This is a genomic window from Ancylobacter amanitiformis, from assembly GCF_030814815.1.
GTDB classification, from domain to species: Bacteria; Pseudomonadota; Alphaproteobacteria; order Rhizobiales; family Xanthobacteraceae; genus Ancylobacter; species Ancylobacter amanitiformis.
This window is the reverse complement of record NZ_JAUSVR010000020.1, coordinates 1-19,510: the sequence shown is the minus strand read 5'-3', so window position 1 is coordinate 19,510 and position 19,510 is coordinate 1. Positions and strand designations below refer to the sequence as shown.

The 19,510-nt window shown below is 66.9% G+C and carries 16 protein-coding genes and 1 pseudogene; 10 read left to right on the top strand and 7 right to left on the bottom strand.

From position 1 onward, the window contains the following. Positions 1-9 precede the first annotated feature (9 nt). The 3 genes from QOZ99_RS19535 to QOZ99_RS19525 form a co-directional block, all read right to left on the bottom strand. The gene (locus tag QOZ99_RS19535) at positions 10-1,329 is read right to left on the bottom strand and encodes a homoserine dehydrogenase (RefSeq protein ID WP_306891671.1); all 1,320 of its coding nucleotides are present in this window, start codon (positions 1,327-1,329) and stop codon (positions 10-12) included. A gap of 59 nt (positions 1,330-1,388) precedes the next feature. Continuing rightward, positions 1,389-2,606, bottom strand: a complete 1,218-nt coding sequence (locus QOZ99_RS19530) for an LL-diaminopimelate aminotransferase (protein WP_306891670.1) — start codon at positions 2,604-2,606, stop codon at positions 1,389-1,391. 141 nt (positions 2,607-2,747) lie between these two features. After that, positions 2,748-3,110, bottom strand: a complete 363-nt coding sequence (locus QOZ99_RS19525) for a hypothetical protein (protein WP_306891669.1) — start codon at positions 3,108-3,110, stop codon at positions 2,748-2,750. Positions 3,111-4,012: 902 nt separating this feature from the next. Between QOZ99_RS19525 and phaC the strand changes: the two genes are divergently transcribed. Further along, complete coding sequence (phaC, locus tag QOZ99_RS19520) at positions 4,013-5,860, top strand: class I poly(R)-hydroxyalkanoic acid synthase (RefSeq protein ID WP_306891668.1); 1,848 nt, start codon at positions 4,013-4,015, stop codon at positions 5,858-5,860. Positions 5,861-5,883: 23 nt separating this feature from the next. Then, positions 5,884-6,231, top strand: a complete 348-nt coding sequence (locus QOZ99_RS19515; RefSeq protein ID WP_306891667.1) for a lysozyme inhibitor LprI family protein — start codon at positions 5,884-5,886, stop codon at positions 6,229-6,231. 15 nt (positions 6,232-6,246) lie between these two features. Here QOZ99_RS19515 and QOZ99_RS19510 read toward each other — a convergent pair whose 3' ends face one another. Then, positions 6,247-6,975, bottom strand: coding sequence for a carbonic anhydrase (locus QOZ99_RS19510; protein WP_306891666.1), 729 nt, complete (start codon positions 6,973-6,975; stop codon positions 6,247-6,249). A gap of 114 nt (positions 6,976-7,089) precedes the next feature. Next, on the bottom strand, positions 7,090-8,145 hold the full coding sequence (gene argC, locus QOZ99_RS19505; RefSeq protein WP_306891665.1) for an N-acetyl-gamma-glutamyl-phosphate reductase: 1,056 nt from the start codon (positions 8,143-8,145) through the stop codon (positions 7,090-7,092). Between the two features lie 259 nt (positions 8,146-8,404). Here argC and QOZ99_RS19500 point away from each other — a divergent pair, with 259 nt between their 5' ends. From QOZ99_RS19500 to QOZ99_RS19480, 5 genes are all read left to right on the top strand, one after another. Next, positions 8,405-8,701, top strand: a complete 297-nt coding sequence (locus QOZ99_RS19500) for a hypothetical protein (RefSeq protein WP_306891664.1) — start codon at positions 8,405-8,407, stop codon at positions 8,699-8,701. A 97-nt stretch (positions 8,702-8,798) separates the two neighbouring features. After that, positions 8,799-10,886 (top strand): DNA topoisomerase IV subunit B, encoded by a 2,088-nt coding sequence (parE, locus tag QOZ99_RS19495; protein ID WP_306891663.1) that lies wholly within the window; start codon positions 8,799-8,801, stop codon positions 10,884-10,886. A 170-nt stretch (positions 10,887-11,056) separates the two neighbouring features. Then, a complete protein-coding gene (locus tag QOZ99_RS19490) occupies positions 11,057-11,929 on the top strand; it encodes a hypothetical protein (RefSeq protein ID WP_306891662.1) in 873 nt (290 codons plus the stop codon). 100 nt (positions 11,930-12,029) lie between these two features. Continuing rightward, on the top strand, positions 12,030-13,085 hold the full coding sequence (speB, locus tag QOZ99_RS19485) for an agmatinase (RefSeq protein WP_306891661.1): 1,056 nt from the start codon (positions 12,030-12,032) through the stop codon (positions 13,083-13,085). Continuing rightward, positions 13,085-13,891 carry a carbon-nitrogen hydrolase family protein gene (locus QOZ99_RS19480; protein ID WP_306891660.1) on the top strand — a complete coding sequence of 269 codons (807 nt, stop codon included), beginning with the start codon at positions 13,085-13,087 and terminating at the stop codon, positions 13,889-13,891. The genes speB and QOZ99_RS19480 overlap by 1 nt, the downstream gene beginning before the upstream one ends. A 92-nt stretch (positions 13,892-13,983) precedes the next feature. On the opposite strand, the gene oxlT is transcribed toward QOZ99_RS19480, so the two are convergent. Continuing rightward, entirely contained in the window at positions 13,984-15,306 is a 1,323-nt protein-coding gene (oxlT, locus tag QOZ99_RS19475; protein ID WP_306891659.1) for an oxalate/formate MFS antiporter, read from the bottom strand. An 835-nt stretch (positions 15,307-16,141) separates the two neighbouring features. Between oxlT and QOZ99_RS19470 the strand changes: the two genes are divergently transcribed. The 3 genes from QOZ99_RS19470 (at position 16,142) to QOZ99_RS19460 (ending at position 19,359) form a co-directional block, all read left to right on the top strand. Continuing rightward, positions 16,142-17,491 carry an MFS transporter gene (locus QOZ99_RS19470; RefSeq protein ID WP_306891658.1) on the top strand — a complete coding sequence of 450 codons (1,350 nt, stop codon included), beginning with the start codon at positions 16,142-16,144 and terminating at the stop codon, positions 17,489-17,491. A gap of 558 nt (positions 17,492-18,049) precedes the next feature. Then, positions 18,050-18,187 carry a hypothetical protein gene (locus QOZ99_RS19465; protein WP_306891657.1) on the top strand — a complete coding sequence of 46 codons (138 nt, stop codon included), beginning with the start codon at positions 18,050-18,052 and terminating at the stop codon, positions 18,185-18,187. A 104-nt stretch (positions 18,188-18,291) separates the two neighbouring features. Beyond that, a complete protein-coding gene (locus QOZ99_RS19460; protein ID WP_306891656.1) occupies positions 18,292-19,359 on the top strand; it encodes a polysaccharide pyruvyl transferase family protein in 1,068 nt (355 codons plus the stop codon). A 19-nt stretch (positions 19,360-19,378) separates the two neighbouring features. On the opposite strand, the pseudogene QOZ99_RS19455 reads toward QOZ99_RS19460, so the two are convergent. Next, positions 19,379-19,510: pseudogene (locus tag QOZ99_RS19455) on the bottom strand (IS630 family transposase); the annotation flags it as partial.

The following is a 19,510-nucleotide window of genomic DNA, read 5'->3' as shown; positions in this document are numbered from 1 at the left end:
CAGCCCCTCTCAGTCCTTCTCGATCCGAATCACCTGCGGCGGCGATGCGATCACGCCGTCGATCTCGATGGCGGCGATGGCGCGGCGGACCGCGTCCTCGGTAGTGGCGTAGGTGACCAGCACCACCGGTGCCGGAGCCTCCGCGCTTTCCGCCCGCTCGCCGCCATGCGGACGGCCGCGTCGATGCTGCATGATGGACTCGAGCGAGATGTTCTGCTCCGCCATATGCCGCGCGATGGCCGCCGCCGTTCCCGGCCGGTCGACCGCCGCGAGGCGGATATAGTACCCACCTTCATGACGCTGGATTGCCGCCTTGCCGGCGGGGCGCAGGTCGCGCGCCTTCCAGCCGAACGGCGTGCCCGATTTTCCGGCCGCGATGTCGCAGATGTCGCCCACCACGGCGGAAGCGGTGGCATCGCCGCCGGCGCCGGGGCCGACCAGCGTCAGCGCCACCGCGTCGCCATCGATCGCCACCGCATTGGTAACGCCCGAGACCTGCGCGATCGGCCAGTGCTTGGGCACCATGGTGGGATGAACGCGCAGTTCCACCGCCGCGCCGGCCCGCGCGGCGACGCCGAGCAGCTTGATGCGGTAGCCGAGTTCGTCCGCCGCTTCGAGATCGGCCAGCGTGATCGAGCGGATGCCCTCGACATGGATGGCCTCCGGGTCCGGCTGCACGCCGAAGGCGAGCGCGGCGAGCAGCGAGAGCTTGTGCGCGGTGTCGAAGCCGTCGACGTCGAAGGTCGGGTCCGCCTCGGCATAACCCAGAAGCTGCGCCTGTTCGAGGCAGGCGTCGAAGGACAGCCCCTCCTCGTGCATGCGCGTCAGGATGTAATTGCAGGTGCCGTTGAGAATGCCCGAAACACGGGCGATCTCGTTGCCCAGCAGGGCCTCGCGAAGCGCCTTGATGACCGGGATGCCGCCCGCGACCGCGGCCTCGAAATAGATGTTGCAGCCATTCGCCTCGGCGCCGCTGGCGAGCGACACGCCGTGATGGGCGAGCAGCGCCTTGTTGGCGGTGATCACCTCGTGGCCACTGGCGATGGCCGCTTCGACCGCGTCACGGGCGATGCCGTCATGACCGCCGATCAGCTCCACGAACACGTCGATGTCGGGATCGCGGGCCAGTTCGACCGCATCCTCGAACCAGCGCACAGCCGAGAGGTCGCAATCGCGGTTGCGGGTGCGGTCACGGGCGCTCACGGCCACGACCTCAACCGGGCGGCCGACCCGCAAGGCGATCTCATCCTTGCGGCGGGCCAGCATACGCACCACTCCGGCCCCGACCGTACCGAGGCCGGCGATGCCAATTTTCAGCGGCGGCGCCATATCTTTTCCGAACTCAACAAAAGACCTGGAAAGCGGCGCCGCCCGGAGACATCCAGGCGTCAGCGCGCCGCGGCGAGAGGGACGACGTTGTGCAATGTTTCGGCGCCCGTTTCAAGGAAGCGCCGGACATTCCGTCCCGCCTGCCGGATGCGCTGCTCGTTCTCCACAAGCGCGATACGCACATACTCGTCGCCATGCTCGCCGAAGCCGACGCCGGGCGCCACCGCGACATCGGCCTTCTCGATCAGCAGCTTGGCGAATTCGACGCTGCCCATGTGGCGGAATTTTTCCGGAATCGGTACCCAGGCGAACATCGAGGCGGTCGGCACGGGAATGTCCCAGCCGGCCTTGGCGAAGCTGTCCACCAGCACGTCGCGGCGCCTCTTGTAGACCGACCGCATCTCGGCGATGCAGTCCTGCGGCCCGTTGAGCGCCGCCGCCGCCGCCACCTGGATCGGCGTGTAGGCGCCATAGTCGAGATAGGACTTCACCCGCGCCAGCGCCGCGATCAGCCGCTCGTTGCCCACCGCGAAGCCCATGCGCCAGCCGGCCATGGAGAAGGTCTTGGACATGGAGGTGAACTCGACCGTCACATCCATCGCGCCGGGCACCTGCAGCACCGAGGGCGGCGGGTTGTCGTCGAAATAGACCTCGGAATAGGCAAGGTCGGACAGGATGATGAGGTCATGCTTCTTCGCGAAGGCGACCACGTCGCGATAGAAATCGAGGTCGGCAACCTGCGCCGTCGGGTTGGATGGGTAACACAGCACCAGCGCGAGCGGCGAGGGAATGGAATGAACCACCGCCCGCTCCAGCGCGTGGAAGAATTCCGGCCCCGGCTCGCACGGCACCGAGCGGATGGCCGCGCCCGCCATGAGGAAGCCGAAGGCGTGGATCGGGTAGGACGGGTTCGGCACCAGGATCACATCGCCGGGCGCGGTGATCGCCTGCGCCATGTTGGCGAAGCCTTCCTTGGAGCCGAGCGTCGCCACGACCTGCGTGTCGGGATTGAGCGAGACGCCGAAGCGGCGCGCGTAATAGGCGGCCTGCGCGCGGCGCAGTCCCGGAATGCCCTTGGAGGCCGAGTAACGGTCGGTATGGGGCTTGCCGATGGTGTCCTTGAGCTTTTCGACCACGTGCGCGGGGGCATCGAGGTCCGGATTGCCCATGCCGAGATCCACGATGTCGCTGCCGGCATTGCGGGCGGCGGCCTTCACACGGTTGACCTGCTCGAACACATAGGGCGGCAGCCGGCGGATACGGTGGAAGTCGGTCATCGGTCTCAAGCTCCATACCGTCCCGATTCGACCAGGGACGGCGTAACTGCGCTTCATAACATTGTTCACGCGCACGCACAGCGTGGGATGCCCGCCAAACCCGGCGGAAGCGTGATGATCCGGCGGGCGGAAGCCCACCGGCTACTGCCCGGCCTGCCCTTCCTGATCGGTGGCCTGCTTCAGCTGCTGCTCGCGCTTCTTCGCGGTGTTTTCAAGGTCCGACTGCATCTTGGCGGTCTGCTCGGGCGTCATGACCGGACGGTCGCCGATCTGCTTGGGCGTGCCATAATGCAGGAAATCCGGCCCCTTGGGTGCGAAGGGCGACGTGCTCTTCGTGCCCTGGGCCGGCGGCGCGGCGGCGCCGGGGGCGGTCGAGGGCGGTGTTTCGGGCCAGCCGGGCGGCGCGCAGCCGGCCAGCGCGAGCCCCAGCGCCACGGCGGCGAGCAGCGGAGCCGCCGGCGCCCGCGTCATTTCCTGGTCAGCTTTCACCCACAGCTTCAGCAAGACGTTCCTCCGGCCTCATACGCACTCGCTACCGTCGTGCGGCGCGTCTATGATCACCCACCTATGAACGCACGTACCCGCGGGGACAAGCGGTGAGTAAACGACCCACGACCCGGAAACCGGCCGCCACCGCCACGACCGAACCGATTCAGCAGGTCGCGGCTCCTGTCGTCTCCCCGGCACGGGCGAGAACCTCCACGCGGCCGGCGAATCCTGCTCCAGCGGCGGCCGCTCCCGCCGCGCCACCGGCTGCGAGCGAATCACCCCCGGCCGCCAAGGCCCGGATGAGCCGCCCCCGCGCGGCCGCCAAGCCAGCGCCCGCACCGGTGCGGGAAGAAACAGCCGCCGACCCGGCGCCGCAAGCCTCCTCGCCGCGCAACGGCGGGCAAGCTCCGCGTTCGCGCCGGTCTCCGGCCACGGCCCACATGAAGGCGCCGGCCATCGCAGCGCAACGCCCGGCGCAACCCGCCATCACCGCAGCGCCCGTCGCGGAAGCGGCCACCGCCGGCCGGTCTCGGCGAAAGGCCGCGTCACCGAAAGCCTCCTCACCGAAAGCCGGGTCGAAATCCTCCCCGACACCGTCCACCGCCGGCAAGGCCGCTGCGGCAAAGTCCCGCAGCGTCAGGTCGCAGGCCAAGGACGCCGGGAGTGCCCGCGCCACCGCAGCCGCCCCGACCACCGGACGCGCGACCCGACAGGCCAAAGCCGTAGCGCCGGCCGTCCTCGCCTCCCCCGCGCCGGCAAAGCCGGAGCCTGGCAAGCCTGCACCGCGCAAGACCGCCGCGAAAAACCTCGCGCAAGGCACGGGCACTGCGGGCCAGCCGCGCTACGCGTTGCGCCCCTCGCAGCGCCGGGCCGAGGCGTCCCGGACACAGGAAAAGGAGCCGGCCAAGGCCGCGACGGTGCCGCCCACCACGCCCGCGCGCCCCTCCTCCCCCACGCCCCGAAGCGCGCCGGAGGCGGCAAGCCCGCCGCCGGCCGGCCCGATCGACCTTCCCACCTTCGCCGGCAATCTCGCACGACTGGTGGAGGAGAGCGGCAAGGCGATGGCGGCCTATATGCGCCCGCGCGAGGAAGGGCTTGTTCAGGACGACGTCGCCGAGGACATCGCGGACGTGATGAAGACCATCGGCAATGTCGCGGAATACTGGCTCGCTGACCCCCAGCGCACGCTGGACGCGCAGTCGCGGCTGATCGGCGGCTATCTCGAATTGTGGTCGTCCACGCTGAAGCGCCTGAGCGGGCAGGAAACCAAGCCGGTGGCCGCCCCGCCCCCGCGCGACGGCCGGTTCATGGATCCGGAATGGAACAACAACCCGTTCTTCGACGCGCTCAAGCAGACCTATCTGCTCACGTCCAACTGGGCGGAGAACATGGTCGAGGAAGCCGAGATTGACGCCCACACCAAGCACAAGGCGGAATTCTATGTCCGCCAGATCGCCAGCGCGGTGTCGCCGTCCAACTTCGTGCTGACCAATCCCGAGTTGCTGCGCACCACGCTGGCCTCCAATGGCGAAAACCTGGTGCGCGGCATGAAGATGCTGGCCGAGGATATCGAGGCGGGCGGCGGCGACCTGAAGATCCGCCAGACCGATTCCTCGAAATTCCAGGTCGGCGAGAATCTCGCGACCACGCCGGGCAAGGTGATCTTCGAGAACGAGCTGATGCAGCTCATCCAGTACGCGCCGCAGACCGAGAACGTGCTGGCGCTGCCGCTGGTGATCATCCCGCCATGGATCAACAAGTTCTACGTGCTGGATCTCACGGCCGAGAAGTCCTTCGTGCGCTGGGCGGTGGAGCACGGCATCACCGTCTTCATGGTGTCCTGGGTCAATCCCGGGCCGGAACTCGCCGGCAAGGGGTTCGAGGACTATATGCGCGACGGCGTGCTCAAGGCCTTCGAGGTCGCCAAGCGGGCCGCACATGTCGAGCATTTCCACGCGCTGGGCTATTGCGTGGGCGGCACCATGCTGGCCATCACGCTCGCCTGGCTGGCGGCGGCGCGCAAGGATGTCGGCGTGCGCACGGTGAGCTTCCTCACCACGCAGGTCGATTTCGCCCAGGCCGGCGACCTCAAAGTGTTCATCGATGAGGAGCAGATCGCCAATCTCGAGCGCAAGATGCTGGAGACCGGCGTGATGGAAGGCCGCAAGATGGCCAACGCCTTCAACATGCTGCGCGCCAACGACCTGATCTGGCCCTATGTCGTCAACAACTACCTCAAGGGGCAGGCGCCCTTCCCGTTCGATATTCTCTACTGGAACTCGGATTCGACCCGGCTGCCGGCGGCCAATCACTCGTTCTACCTGCGCAATTGCTATCTCGACAACAAGCTGGCGCAGGGCAAGCTGCTGCTCGCCGGCCTGCCGCTGGATCTCCGGACGATCGACCTGCCGATGTACAGCGTGGCGACGCGCGAGGACCATATCGCGCCCGCCGCTTCGGTGTTCAACGGCCTGCAGCTGTTCGGCGCGCGCGCACGCTTTGTGCTGGCCGGCTCCGGCCACATCGCTGGCGTCATCAACCCGCCGGCGCGCGGCAAGTACCAGTACTGGACCGGCGGTCCGCCCGAGGGGAAGCTGGAAGGCTGGATCGACACGGCGGAACTGCACCCCGGCTCGTGGTGGCCGGACTGGCTGCAATGGCTCGAACAGCAGGACGAACACCGCCTGCCGGCCCGCGAGCCGGGCGGGGGCGTGTTCGCGCCGATCGAGGATGCCCCCGGCCGCTATGTGAAGGTGAAATCGTGATCCGCGCCCCTCGCGGAGCCGTGATGATGGCCGCGCTCGCTTTCGGCTCACTCGGCCCTCTCGCCATGCGGCCTGCGGATGCCGCGAGCTTCGACTGCGCGCGGGCATCGGCGCCGGACGAACGGGCCGTGTGCGCGGATCCCACGCTGTCGGCGATGGACAGCGAGATGGGCGGATTGTGGTTTGCCTATAGCCGCTTCCCCATGTTGATGGGCGGCAATGGCGCGCGCCATGAGGCCGCTCGCGATTTTCTCGCCGCGCGCGGCCGGTGCGGTGCCGACGCCGGATGCCTGACAGGCCTCTATCAGGCACGCATCGCGGCGCTGAAGCAGCAGATCGTGGCCTTCATCGCCGCGATGCCGCCGCCGTGAATGCGGGCCGGCCTGTCAGCTCAGGAAGCCGACCTCGCCGGTCTTGAGATCATAGACGCCGCCCGCCAGACGCGCCTTGCCCGCCCGCACGGCATCCGAGATGAGGACGCTGCTCTGCCCGACATGATCGAGCACCAGTTCCACGTTCTCGCGCACCGCGTTGGCGACGAGGTCGCCGGTCATGCCCTGCGCCCGCAGCACCGCGGGCAGGATAGGCTCGACCATCGTGTTGATCGAGCCGGGGAAACGCGCCTTCTCCGTCACCATGCTCACGGCGGCGGCCACCGCGCCGCACTCGCTATGCCCCAGCACGAGCACCAACGGCGCACCGAGCACGCCGACACCGTATTCGATGGAGCCGAGCGCCGTATCGTCCACAGTGTTGCCGGCGACGCGGATCACGAAGAGTTCGCCGAGCCGGGCGTCGAACAGATGCTCGGGTGGCGTGCGCGAATCCGAACACGCCACCACCACGGCGAAGGGTGCCTGACCGGAGGCAAGCCGGGCTATCGCCTCCGGGCCGCCGACCGGCACGCAGGCCCCGCCCTTGACGAAGGCGGCATTGCCCCCCTTCAGGCGATCGAGCGCCTGGGCGGCGGTCAGCGTGGTCTTCTCGGCATAGGTCGCCGCGAAGGCGCCGCGCCCGCCCGCCAGCGTGGCGCCCACGCCCAGAGCGGCGGCCGCGCAGCCACAGGCGGCGGCGTGAAGGAGATAACGACGGGACAAGAGGCTGGACATCGTCATGAGACTGTTCCCCCGCCTGATCAAAGCGATCGGCGGGGAACCATCCGACAGGCTCCTCGCCGATGCAACGCGCACAGAGGTACTCAGTAACTCTGGACGGTAATATAACAGGGCCTACGGGAACAGCGCGATCTGCTCCAGCCCCGTCGCCTCGGGGAAGCCGAGCACGAGGTTCATGTTCTGCACCGCCTGGCCGGAGGCGCCCTTCACCAGATTGTCCGTGGTCGCGATGACGATGACGCGGTCGGGCGCGCGGTCCTTGATCACGCCGATAAAGGCCATGTTGGAGCCCTTTACGAAGCGCGAATGCGGCACCTGGCCGAGCGGCAGCACATGCACGAAGGCCTCGCCGCGATAGAAATCCGCCAGCACGCGGTGCACGCCTTCGGCCCCCACGCCCGCGCCGGTCTTGAGATAGATGGTGTTGTAGATACCCCGGCTCATGGGAATGAGATGCGGGGTGAAGCTCGGCACGATGGTGCGTCCCGCCGCCTTGGAGAACTCCTGGTCAAGCTCGGCCATGTGGCGATGGCCGCCGACGCCATAGGCGTTCATGCCGTCCGCCACTTCGGAGAACAGCAGCGATTCCTTGGCGGAACGACCGGCGCCGGTAACGCCGCTCTTGGCGTCAATCACGATATGGTCGGGCTCGATCGCGCCGGCCTCGATCAGCGGCACCACCGGCAAAATCGCCGTCGTGGTGTAGCAGCCGGGATTGGCGACGAGCCGTGCCTTGCGGATATCGTCGCGATACAGCTCGGCGAGGCCGTAGACCGCTTCCTGCTGCAGTTCCAGCGCCTGATGCGGATGGCCGTACCACTGCTCATAGGCGCCGGCATCGGTGAGGCGGAAATCGGCGGAAAGGTCGACGATCTTGATGTGCGGCGCGGTTTCGAACACGCGCTTGATCACCTGCTGGGTGGTGCCGTGCGGCAGCGCGCAGAAGGCGAGGTCGACGCTCGACCAGTCCACTTCGTCGATCGTGATCAGGGTCGGCAGGCTCAGCGGGGCGAATTGCGGAAACACCTCCGCCATGCTCTGGCCGGCCTTGCGGTCGGCGGTCAGCGCGACGATGTCCACGCGCGGATGACGGACGAGCAGTCGCACCAGCTCAGCGCCGGTGTAGCCCGAGGCCCCGAGGATGGCGATCCGTGCCTTGCTGTCCGTCATGGTGGCGATCCCTTGTCGCTGCCCGCGCGGCGCCGGGCAGGCACCGCGTGCGTGGAGCCGCGCCATTACACCGGATGCATGTCGGGTGAAAGACGCGATGCACGCCGGACACGCATGGCCGATAAGCGGGTGGCGAGGGGAACCGGCCATGATCGCCACGACTTGGTTGCCCATGATGAGCGTCGAACGCCTCGCTCACCCCCCCCAAGCCAGGCCGAGCGCGCGCCTCGCTTCCCCCTCCCGCCGGGATTCCCGTTCCATGATGCATCCGCTCCACGCCTTTTCCCTGGGCATGCGCCTCGCGCGCCTGGGCTTCGATTCGCAGATCGTCATCGCCGAACGGCTGAGCCTGATGTCGCGCGGCGATGCGGGCGCCGGCGCCGAGGCAGTGCGCATGGTCAGCGAGAAGATGCTGGCCGCCGGCGAAGTGCACGCCCGGCTCGCGCAGGCGGCGGCCTCCGGGCGGCTGGAGCAGGTGGGCCCGGAGATCATCGCGATGTATGGCCGCAAGGTCGGCGCCAACCGCCGCCGGCTGGCGCGCAAGCGGCCGAAATAGCAGGGGCTGCGTTCACGCCCTGTTCCTGCTACAGCTGATGGTCGACGACCGTGCCCGGTCGAATCGTCCCATTGCCAGCCAAAGGCCGCAACGCTCGATGTCGAACGCCGACGACCTGTTTGCCTCCACGCCTCCCCAGCCGCGCCCGGCCGCGAAGGCGCCGAGCGCGGCGCCTGTCGCCACGCGCGGCGCGCCGGCCCAGGGAACTGCGGCCCAGGGAACTTCCGCCAACGGGACGCCGGGCGAGAGCGGCTATACCGCCGCCGATATCGAGGTGCTGGAGGGGCTGGAGCCGGTGCGGCGCCGGCCCGGCATGTATATTGGCGGCACTGACGAGAAGGCGCTGCACCATCTGTTCGCCGAGGTCATCGACAATTCGATGGACGAGGCGGTGGCCGGCCATGCCAGCTTCATCGAGGTGGAACTGACAGCGGATGGCTGCCTGACCGTGACCGATAACGGGCGTGGCATCCCGATCGAGAACCACCCGAAATATCCCGGCAAGTCGGCGCTGGAGGTCATCCTCACCACGCTGCATGCCGGCGGCAAGTTCGACAGCAAGGTCTACGAGACCTCCGGCGGCCTGCATGGCGTCGGCGTTTCCGTGGTCAACGCGCTGTCGGACATGCTGGAGGTCGAGGTGGCGCGCGGGCAGGTGCTCTACCGGCAGACCTATTCGCGCGGCGTGCCACAGGGGCCGATCGTCGAGGTGGGCCGGGTGCAGAACCGGCGCGGCACGCGGGTGCGCTTCCATCCCGATGCGCAGATCTTCGGCGAGGGCGCGCGCTTCAAGCCGGCGCGTGTCTTCAAGATGGCGCGCTCCAAGGCCTATCTGTTCGGCGGCGTCGAAATCCGCTGGACCTGCGATCCCGCGCTGGTTGTCGGCTCCGAGATCCCGGAAAAGGCGGTGTTCCGCTTCCCCGGCGGCCTCAAGGATTATCTGGCCGCCGATATCGAGGGGCATTCACTGGTCCATTCCGACCTTTTTGCCGGCAAAACGTCGCGCGCCGGCGGCCATGGCTCGGCCGAATGGGCGGTGGCGTGGCTGGGCGATGCGGACGGCTCCATCTCCTCCTATTGCAACACCATTCCCACCGCGGAGGGCGGCACGCATGAAGCCGGCCTGCGCGCGGTGCTGCTGAAAGGCCTGCGCGACCATGCCGAGCGGATCGGCAATGCCAAGCGCGCCTCCATCATCACCAGCGACGACGTCATGTCGGGCTGTGCGGCCATGCTGTCGGTCTTCGTGCGCGAGCCGGAATTCCAGGGCCAGACCAAGGAGAAGCTCGCCACCGCCGAGGCGACGCGCATTGTCGAGGGCGCGCTGCGCGACCCGTTCGACCACTGGCTGACCGGCAACCCGGTGCAGGCGAGCCGGCTGCTCGACTGGGTGATCGAGCGCGCGGACGAGCGCCTGCGCCGTCGGCAGGAAAAGGAAATCTCCCGCAAGAGCGCGGTACGCAAGCTGCGCCTGCCGGGCAAGCTGGCCGACTGCTCCAACAACTCCGCCGCCGGCTCGGAACTGTTCATCGTCGAGGGCGATTCGGCCGGCGGCTCGGCCAAGCAGGCGCGCGAGCGCCAGACCCAGGCCGTGCTGCCGCTGCGTGGCAAGATCCTCAACGTCGCCAGCGCCGGGCGCGACAAGCTCGCGCAGAACCAGCAACTCGCCGACCTGATCCAGGCGCTGGGCGTCGGCACCGGCGCGCAGTATCGCGACGAAGACCTGCGCTATGAGCGCGTGATCATCATGACGGATGCCGATGTCGACGGCGCGCATATCGCCTCGCTGCTCGTCACCTTCTTCTTCCGGCAGATGCCCAAGCTGATCGAGCACGGCCATCTCTTCCTCGCCGTTCCCCCGCTCTACCGCATCAGCCAGGGCGCCAAGACTCTCTATGCGCGCGACGAGGCGCATCGCGACGAATTGCTGAAAAAGGAGTTCGCCGGTCGCGGCAAGGTGGATATCGGCCGCTTCAAGGGCCTCGGCGAAATGATGCCGGCGCAGTTGAAGCAGACCACGATGAGCCCGAAATCGCGCATGCTGCTGCGCGTCACCATCGCGGAGGCCGAGGGCGCCGCCACCGCCGATGTGGTGGAACGACTGATGGGCAACAAGCCGGAAAGCCGCTTCGCCTTCATCTCCGAGCGCGCGGCATTTGCGAATGAGGAACTGCTGGACATCTGAAGGGGGCCGCGCGACCGGACACCGGAGAGGTTGGGTCTGGCAAATCCAATCGCTTGGCTGGAGGCTGGGCTAGAGGCTGGGCTAGAGGATTGGTCCTTCCTCGCGGCGGGTAATCTGCTTAATGGACAGCGGAAGCAGGCGCGCCAGTTTCAAAAGGGCGGGAAAAGCAGATGTCGCAAGCGGATGCATGGTCTGCCCTTTCGGGCCTCATCAAAGGCCTTCAGGGCGCGGGGGAACTCCATGCGCGCTTTCACGGCTACCATAGGCCAGATAGCTACGGAGCCGAAGCGTATCTCGGCGAGCAATGTACGCAAGCCGTCATTGCACTCGAACGTTTTCGCCAGGAATTTACCCAATCGCTACCCGACATCGCCGCTCAGCGAATAGACTTTTTTCTCAAGGAAAGACTGGGCCACGCAGAAGGGGACGGCCAAACCATTGCCCCCCAAACCGTTGACCCAGGGAGCGCCTTGGTCGGCCTGGTGGCGCTCGAAGCCGAGATCACCTTCATTCTTCGTGGACGGCAGGAACAGATTCGTGCTCGCTCGGAGCGCGCATTCCTGTTCCTGCAGCGCGCATTGGCCGTCGACAACAGCATAAGGGCCAAGTGGCAGGCCGCCTTCGACAAGGGCGAAGTCGCTTGCGAGCGGCTGGGATCGCTCGCCCTGCTGTCACAGGGCATCTACGCCTTCAAGGTGGACGCCTTGGGCGCTCGGACGGACCTCGTCTTTACCGCCGCCCCGGAGGACTCGCTTCTCTCCCGGGGAGTCGACGGGTTGGTGTTGACCGAGTGGAAAGTGGCAGACGCCCGCAACGCCAAAGCCCGCTTCATAAAGGCACGCGAACAAGCTGAACTGTACCGGCAGGTACCGCTCGCAGGCAGCGAATTGACCGTCTATCGATACCTGATCGCGGTTTCTGAAAAGGAGCTTCCGCGACACACCATTCCGTCAGACTGGATCTCGCCGGCGGGTGTCACCTATCGCCACATCAACATCGCGGTGGCACCCGATGTCCCGTCGAAAGCCTCGAAAAGGAAATAGGCTCAAGGCTCCGCAAGACCATGAGGACGGCGGCCACATGCCCCTCCCCGTCGCGCCCGCTCCCGGCTAGGGTGTTGTCACCAAATTCAGTGAGGCACGAATGTCCGATCAGGAAAAGCTCGAGAAGCTCCGGGCGAAATACGGCTCCATCGCCGGCGGGGTGATCTTCGACCCTACCTTCAAGCGCGTGGCCGAACTGCAGTTCAAGGGGGGCGACCGGCGCGTGTGGCCGTGGGCCAATGCCGCCACGCTGCTCGACGCGCCCTATCGCCCCGACGCGCAGGACCTCGCCGATTTCGGCGGCCTCGACGTGGCGCTGATCGGCGTGCCGATGGATCTGGGCGTGACCAACCGCGCCGGCGCCCGGCTCGGGCCGCGCGCGGTGCGCGCCATCGAGCGCGTCGGCCCCTATGAGCATGTGCTCGGCATGGTGCCCGCCGCCGATGCCAAGGTGGCCGATATCGGCGACGTGCCGTTCACCAGTCGCTTCAGCCTGGAAAGCTGCCACGCCGATATCGAGGCCTTCTACAAGAAGGTCGTGGCGGCCGGCGTCATCCCGCTCTCGGTCGGCGGCGACCATTCGATCACCGGCTCCATCCTCAAGGCAGTCGGCGAGACGCGTCCGGTCGGCATGCTGCACATCGACGCCCATTGCGACACGTCGGGCGTCTATGAGGGCTCGAAGTTCCATCATGGCGGGCCGTTCCGCAAGGCTGTGCTGGATGGCACGCTCGACCCCGGCCGCGTGATCCAGATCGGCATTCGCGGCGGCGCGGAGTTCCTGTGGGAATTCTCCTATGAGAGCGGCATGAGCGTCATCCACGCCGAGGAAGTCACCGGCCTCGGCGTGCCGGCCATCATCGAGAAGGCGAAGGCCGTGCTCGGCACCGGGCCGGTCTATGTCTCGTTCGATGTCGACAGCCTCGACCCCGCCTTCGCGCCCGGCACCGGCACGCCGGAAATCGGCGGCCTCACCTCCCGCGAGGTGCTGGAGATCCTGCGCGGCCTCAACGGGCTCGACGTGATCGGTGGCGATGTCGTCGAGGTCGCCCCGCAATATGACCCCACCTCCAACACCGCGCAGGCGGCGGCGCAGGTGCTGTTCGAGATCTTCTGCATGGCGGTCACCTCGCTCAAGGCACGGCGCGGCGGCTGATGCGGATCGCGCTGCTGCAGACGGCGGGCGATCCCGCGAATCGCCCCGCCGCCAATCTCGACCGGCTAGCCGCGGCCGCCGCCCGCGCGGCCGCGGCGGGCGCCCGCCTGCTGGTGGCCCCGGAAATGTTCCTCTCCGGCTACAATATCGGCCGCGAGGCGGCGCTGGCCGCTGCCGAACCCAGCGACGGGCCGAGCGCCCGTCGCGCGGCGGACATCGCGCGCGATCACGGGATCGCCCTCGCCTATGGCTACCCCGAACGCGGCGAGCGCGGGCGGATCTACAATTCCGCCCTGCTGCTCGACCGGGATGGCGAAACGCTGCTGAACTTCCGCAAGACGCATCTGTTCGGCGATATCGACCGGGCCATGTTCGCCCCCGGCGAGGGCACCGCCGAGTTGGCGCAGATCGACGGACTGAGGCTTGGCCTGCTGATCTGCTACGATGTGGAGTTCCCCGAAGTGGTCCGCGCGCTGGCGCTGGGCGGGGCCGACCTCGTCATCGTGCCAACCGCCAACATGAAGCCCTATGACGCCGTCTCGCTCTTCGTCGTGCCGGCGCGCGCCTTCGAGAACGAGCTGTTCGTCGCCTATGCCAATCGCTGCGGCCGCGAGGGCGACCTGGACTATATGGGCCTGTCCTGCGTCGGCGATCCCCAGGGCGGCAATCTGGTGCTGGCCGGGGATGGCGAGGAACTGGTTCTCGCCGATCTCGACCCCGAACGGCTGAAGGCGGCGCGGGTGCTCGGCACCCATCTGCCCGACCGGCGGCCGGACGTGTATCGACGACTGATGCCGGGCGGCTGACCTTCGCCGCTCCGCTCGACACGTGATTGGCCTGCACATGGAAACGCGCCGGGAGGGCATCCCGGCGCGTTTGTTCTGTCGGCCGATGGCGCTCAGTGCGCGGGCGACTGGCGACCGGTGATCGCCGCCGTGCCGCTCTGCGCCTCAACCGCCGAACGGGCGATGAAGCGCGAACGCAGCGGCTTCAGCACGAACAGGGCCAGGAAGGCGGCGGCGGCGTTCAGACCCACCGCGATGGCGAACACCGCATACCAGCCATAGGCGGCCGCGACGATGCTGGCGATCGGCACCAGCAGCGCCGCCGTACCCTTGGCGGTGTAGAGCATGCCGGCATTGGTGGCGGCGAACTTCGACCCGAACGTATCGCCCGCGGTGGCGGGGAACAGCGAGTAGATCTCGCCGAACACGCCGAAGAAGCAGGCCGTGGCGAGGACGAACACGACCGGGTTGGAGCCGTGATAGACGAGCAGGAGCAGCATCACCGCCGCCGTGCCGAAGGCGATGAACATGGTGTTCTCGCGGCCGATGCGGTCGGAGACATAGCCGAAGATCGGGCGGCCGAAGCCGTCGAAGATGCGGTCCAGCGAGATGGCGAGGGTGAGCGCCACAGCCTGCAGGCCCAGAATGTTCACCGGCACGTCGGCCACGCCGAGATCATGGGCGATCGGGCCGATCTGCGCCGCCGCCATCAGGCCGCCCGACGCGACCATGACGAACATCGCGTAGAGCAGCCAGAACACCGGCTTGCTCAGCGTCTGCGAGGGCTGGTAGTCGACCTTGCTCTGCGGCAGGCTCAGCGCCTTCTTCGGCGGCACGATCTTGAACTTCGGCGGATAGAGGAACTGCGCCGCGATCAGCACGACGATGCCCTGACCGATGCCGAACCACAGGAAGGCCGACTGATAGCCCGAGGTGGCGATCATGTTGGCGATCGGCACGACGGTGAGCGCCGCGCCCGCGCCGAAGCCGGCCGCCGTGGCACCCGCCGCGAGACCGCGCCGATAGGGGAACCACTTCAACGCGTTACCCACGCAGGTGCCGTAGACCGAACCCGCGCCGATGCCACCCAGCACCGCGCCGGCATAGAGCATGGTCAGCGAGGAGGCATAGGAATTCACCACCCAGGCCAGCGCGATCATCACCGCGCCGAAGGACAGCACGATCCGCGGGCCGTAGCGATCGACGAACCACGCCTCGATCGGCACCAGCCACGTCTCGGTGAGAACGAAAATGGTGAAGGCGGTCTGGATCGCCGCGCGGCCCCAGCCATGCGCCTGGTCGATGGGATCGACGAAGAGGGTCCAGCCGTACTGAAGATTGGCAATCATTGCCATGCAGACAATGCCGCATGCCAGCTGGAACCAGGGTTCCCAGGCGCGCGTCGACGTCTGCGGTGTCGCAGTGCTCGCTTCCATTGAAATTTCCTCGACCTGTTGCACAACCGCGCGGCTCTTCACGGCCGCTTCGGACTTCGATGCCATGCACCTATCTCTGCGAAGAGCGACGCCAACTCCGAGACCGGACAGGAAACGTGCCGTGCCCTCGCGATTGATTTTTCGCCTTAACCCAACATTCGTAACTGACGTTCGGTAAGGCCAAATTTCACGAGAACTATGTCATCAATCCGCAATTGATAGATATCACCTCTCGATCAAGATTCAATATCTAATATACCACTGTATATACCCCAAGATCATGCTTCTTGTTTGTTCACACGCTCATTGATATTTCTGATAAAATACAAGATTTAGTGAATGTTATTTTTTTCAATTCACACGAATGACGCTGATGTCGACAGGATGTTTTTTGATCTTAAAGCGACGACTTACGCAGCGTCTGATATCGAAATGACATAGCGCCGTGCCGAACTTCCCCTGCGTGCGTCATCCCTGCCATTGCTTCCGGCCGTGCGACGTCTATCGGACTCTGCGGCATGCCCCTGGTCGCGAGCCCGGTTTGGCGAACGATAACGTGGCGCGCAGCCATCGCGGCGGTGCGCCGGCCGGTCACAAGAACGGGAAGGCCCGCGACTCGCATCGCCGCATGACGCGTCGCGGCGTCGGCCGGGCGCCCCCCCGAACCGGGGAGCAAGGGCGGGGTTGTCTACCGGTGAATCCCGATCCTGCTGCTGCGAAAGTATGAGACAGCTCGGCTGCGCAGGTCCGGATCCTGCTCTAAAAGGGCCGCCTGAGACATATTCGGTCGTCGGGCCGGCTGCGGCCGCCCGATCGCCTTCGGAGCAGCCAATCGATGTCGTCCAGTTTTGCCGCGCCCGCCGGCGCCGCCGTCGCCAATCCGCGCTCGCGCGTCATCCTCGCCAGCCTGATCGGCACCACCATCGAATTCTACGATTTCTACGTCTACGCCACGGCGGCCGTGCTGGTATTCCCGCATCTGTTCTTCCCGTCCGGCAATGACACGACGGCCCTGCTCGCCTCCTTCGCGGTGTTCGGCGCCGCCATGGTGGCGCGGCCGCTCGGCGCCATCTTCTTCGGCCATCTGGGCGACCGGCGCGGGCGCAAGGTGACGCTGGTCGGCGCCCTGCTCACCATGGGCATCGCCACTTTCCTCATCGGCGCGCTGCCGACCTATGAGCAGGTGGGCTGGCTGGCGCCGGCGCTGCTGGTGATCCTGCGCCTCGCCCAGGGCTTCGCGCTCGGTGGGGAATGGAGCGGCGCGGCGCTGGTCGCCACCGAGAACGCCCCGGCCGGCAAGCGTGCGCTGTTCGGCACCTTTCCCCAGCTCGGCGCGCCGCTCGGCTTCATCCTCGCCAACGGGCTGTTCCTTCTCATCGCCGCGGGCCTGCCCTCCAGCGACCCTTCGCGCCCCTCCGATGCCTTCCTGCAATGGGGCTGGCGCATCCCCTTCCTGTTCTCCGTCGTCATGGTGGTGGTTGGCCTGTGGGTGCGGCTCAACCTGGTGGAAAGCGAGGCGTTCAAGAAGACGGTGAGGACCGGCAAGGTGCACAGCGTGCCGCTGTTTTCGGTATTCCGCACCCATGCGCGCCAGCTGGTGCTCGGCACCTTCTACATGCTGGCGACCTACGTGCTGTTCTACCTGATGACAACCTTCTCGCTCAGCTATGGCCGCGCGGCCGCCACGGCGAAGCTGCCCGGCCTCGGCTACGACTACACGACCTTCGTGCTGATGATGATCATCGGCGTGGTGTTCTTCGGCATCTTCACCATGCTGTCGGGGCCGTGGGCGGACCGCTGGGGCCGTCGCCGCACGCTGATCTGCGTGACCAGCGCCATCATCGTCTTCGGCCTCGCCTGGGTGCCGATCCTCGCCTCCGGCCCGGTCGGCGTCATGGCCTGGCTCATCGTCGGCTTCAGCCTGATGGGCATGACCTTCGGCCCGATGGGCGCGCTGCTGCCGGAACTGTTCCCCGCCAGCGTGCGCTACACCGGCTCGGGCATTGCCTACAACGTGTCCTCGATCCTCGGCGCGGCGGTCGCCCCGTTCATCGCCGTGGCGCTGTGGGCGTGGGGCGGGGGAAGTCCATTCTGGGTCGGCGTCTACCTCTCCGCCATGGCGGTGCTGACACTCATCGCGCTGCTCCTCGGCACCGAGACGCGCGACGTCGACATCGACGCGTGAGGCTGGAAACGTGAAGCCTGAAGCGACCCGGTCGGGCAGAACCCGGCCGGGATACGCGATCACCCGCTTCGCGCCTGCGGCCAGCCATGGGTGACGCCGAGCGCGGAGGGGCGCGCCCACATGCCCGATGCGGCGCCCGTCCGGTGCGCGCCGGGAGCCCCCGCCATTCCGGCGGAGCGATAAAACGGGCCGGCAGCGGACCCGTGAGGGCAGCGCCGGCCCGGCCTGGCCGTGTCCGGGCAGGGATCGGTCCAGACGGGCGCAGATAAACAGAACTCGATCAGGATATCGAGTTTCCTCATATTTTCCAATGTTTCCGAATGTAACAAGAGGTATCCAGGCGGGCTTCCAGGCTATATTCCTCGCGGAAATCCCCATCTACTTCGCCTGACCAACACGCGACGCGGTGAGCGGAAAGCGCCATCCGGCCTCAGGCGGGGCGCGCCGGGCGGCTCGCGCAGACCGGGCCGGCAGAGCCACGCATGCGCTAAAAAATCGCGGAACGCTCTTGAGCCACCCGCAAAGCTTGTCCATGGTCCCCACTGCTTGGGGGGCAAAATGGAACTAATTCGCTACCATATGTCGCTGATCCTGATTCAGCTGGCGGCTCTCGTCGCGCCGCCCGCGTTTCGTCCGCGATTCATCACGATCAAGCAGAGCCTCTGCTCGATGATCGAGATGCTGCGCGAACGCTGAGGCTCCCCCTTTCCCGCTCCCGCGAATTGAACCCGCTGTACATCGCGGCCGAAGGCTATACCCTGCTCCCCCTCCAAGATCGGAACAATGGAGCAGGAGACTTGATGCCGAACATACTGGACGACATCATCTCCCGCACCGGCAGCATACCCTTGGGCTGGGCCGGTTCGACATTGCAGATGAATTATCTCAATTTTGGCGATGCTTTGAGCCCGGTCATGGTTTCGTTGATCAGCGGCCTTGCCGTGCATCGCGTGCCGAGCCAGTCGATGACCCCGCGCATGGCCGCGGTCGGCACGATCGGCCATGGATTTTCCGGCGGCGATGTCTGGTTCTGGGGCACCGGCTGCTCGAACTGGCGCAACCCCACCCGGCCCGAGGCGGAGCGCGAGCCGTTCGCGCCGCCGGCCGGCTCCCGTTTCCATGTGCGCGCCACGCGCGGCCCGGTTTCCGAGCGGCTGCTGACCGGCGGCAGCGGCGGCACCGGTGTCTATGGCGATCCGGTATGGCTGCTGCCGCGCTTCGACCGCCGGCCGGTAGCGAAGAAATGGAAGCTTGGCTGCATCCTGCATCTGTCGGAACTGGCCGACCGCGAGATGGAGGCCCATCCGCTGGAGGCCTATGCGCGCTATTTCATTCCCGACGAACTGCGCGACGATATTCGCCTGATCACCACCGTGACCCCGATCGCGCTCGATGGCCTGCGCGACAAGCTCGATGAAATCCGCGCCTGCGAGCGTATCGTTTCGATGAGCCTGCATGGCATGGTCGTCGCCGAGAGCTACGGCATTCCCTGCCTCTATTTCTCGCCGGCCGGCGCGGAGGCGGGCGTGGTCAATCTCGATCTCGGCGCGGATCCGACCCTCGACCTCAGGATCATCGATCTCTATCGCGGTCTTGGTCGCGCACGGCTGCATGCCTATGCCCAGCCGCGCGAGGCACGGACCGACTGGCCGGCGGTGATGCGGGCCATCGACACGCACTGGAGCCCGGTCGACCTGCCCGATGCCGATGCGCTGATCGAGGCCCTGCCGGTGCCAGCCGCCCCGTTGACGCCCCCGCCGGGCGGCACGATCTGGGATCACCCAACCCTGCGGGCGCTCACGCTGCAGCACGACGTGTCCCGGCTCCGGCGCGACGACAAGGCGCGGAGCGCGGCCCTCGGGGCGTGAGCACCGCGTCTAGAGCGTTTCATGTTTTGATTGAAGCGTATCCGGCATTCTTGATGTAGTTGGCGCACTCGGTTGGGTCGATGGCGTGGACGAGTTCGCCGACATGGCGCCAGGTGTCTTCGATGGTTCGCTTCTGGGCCTTGCGCATCCA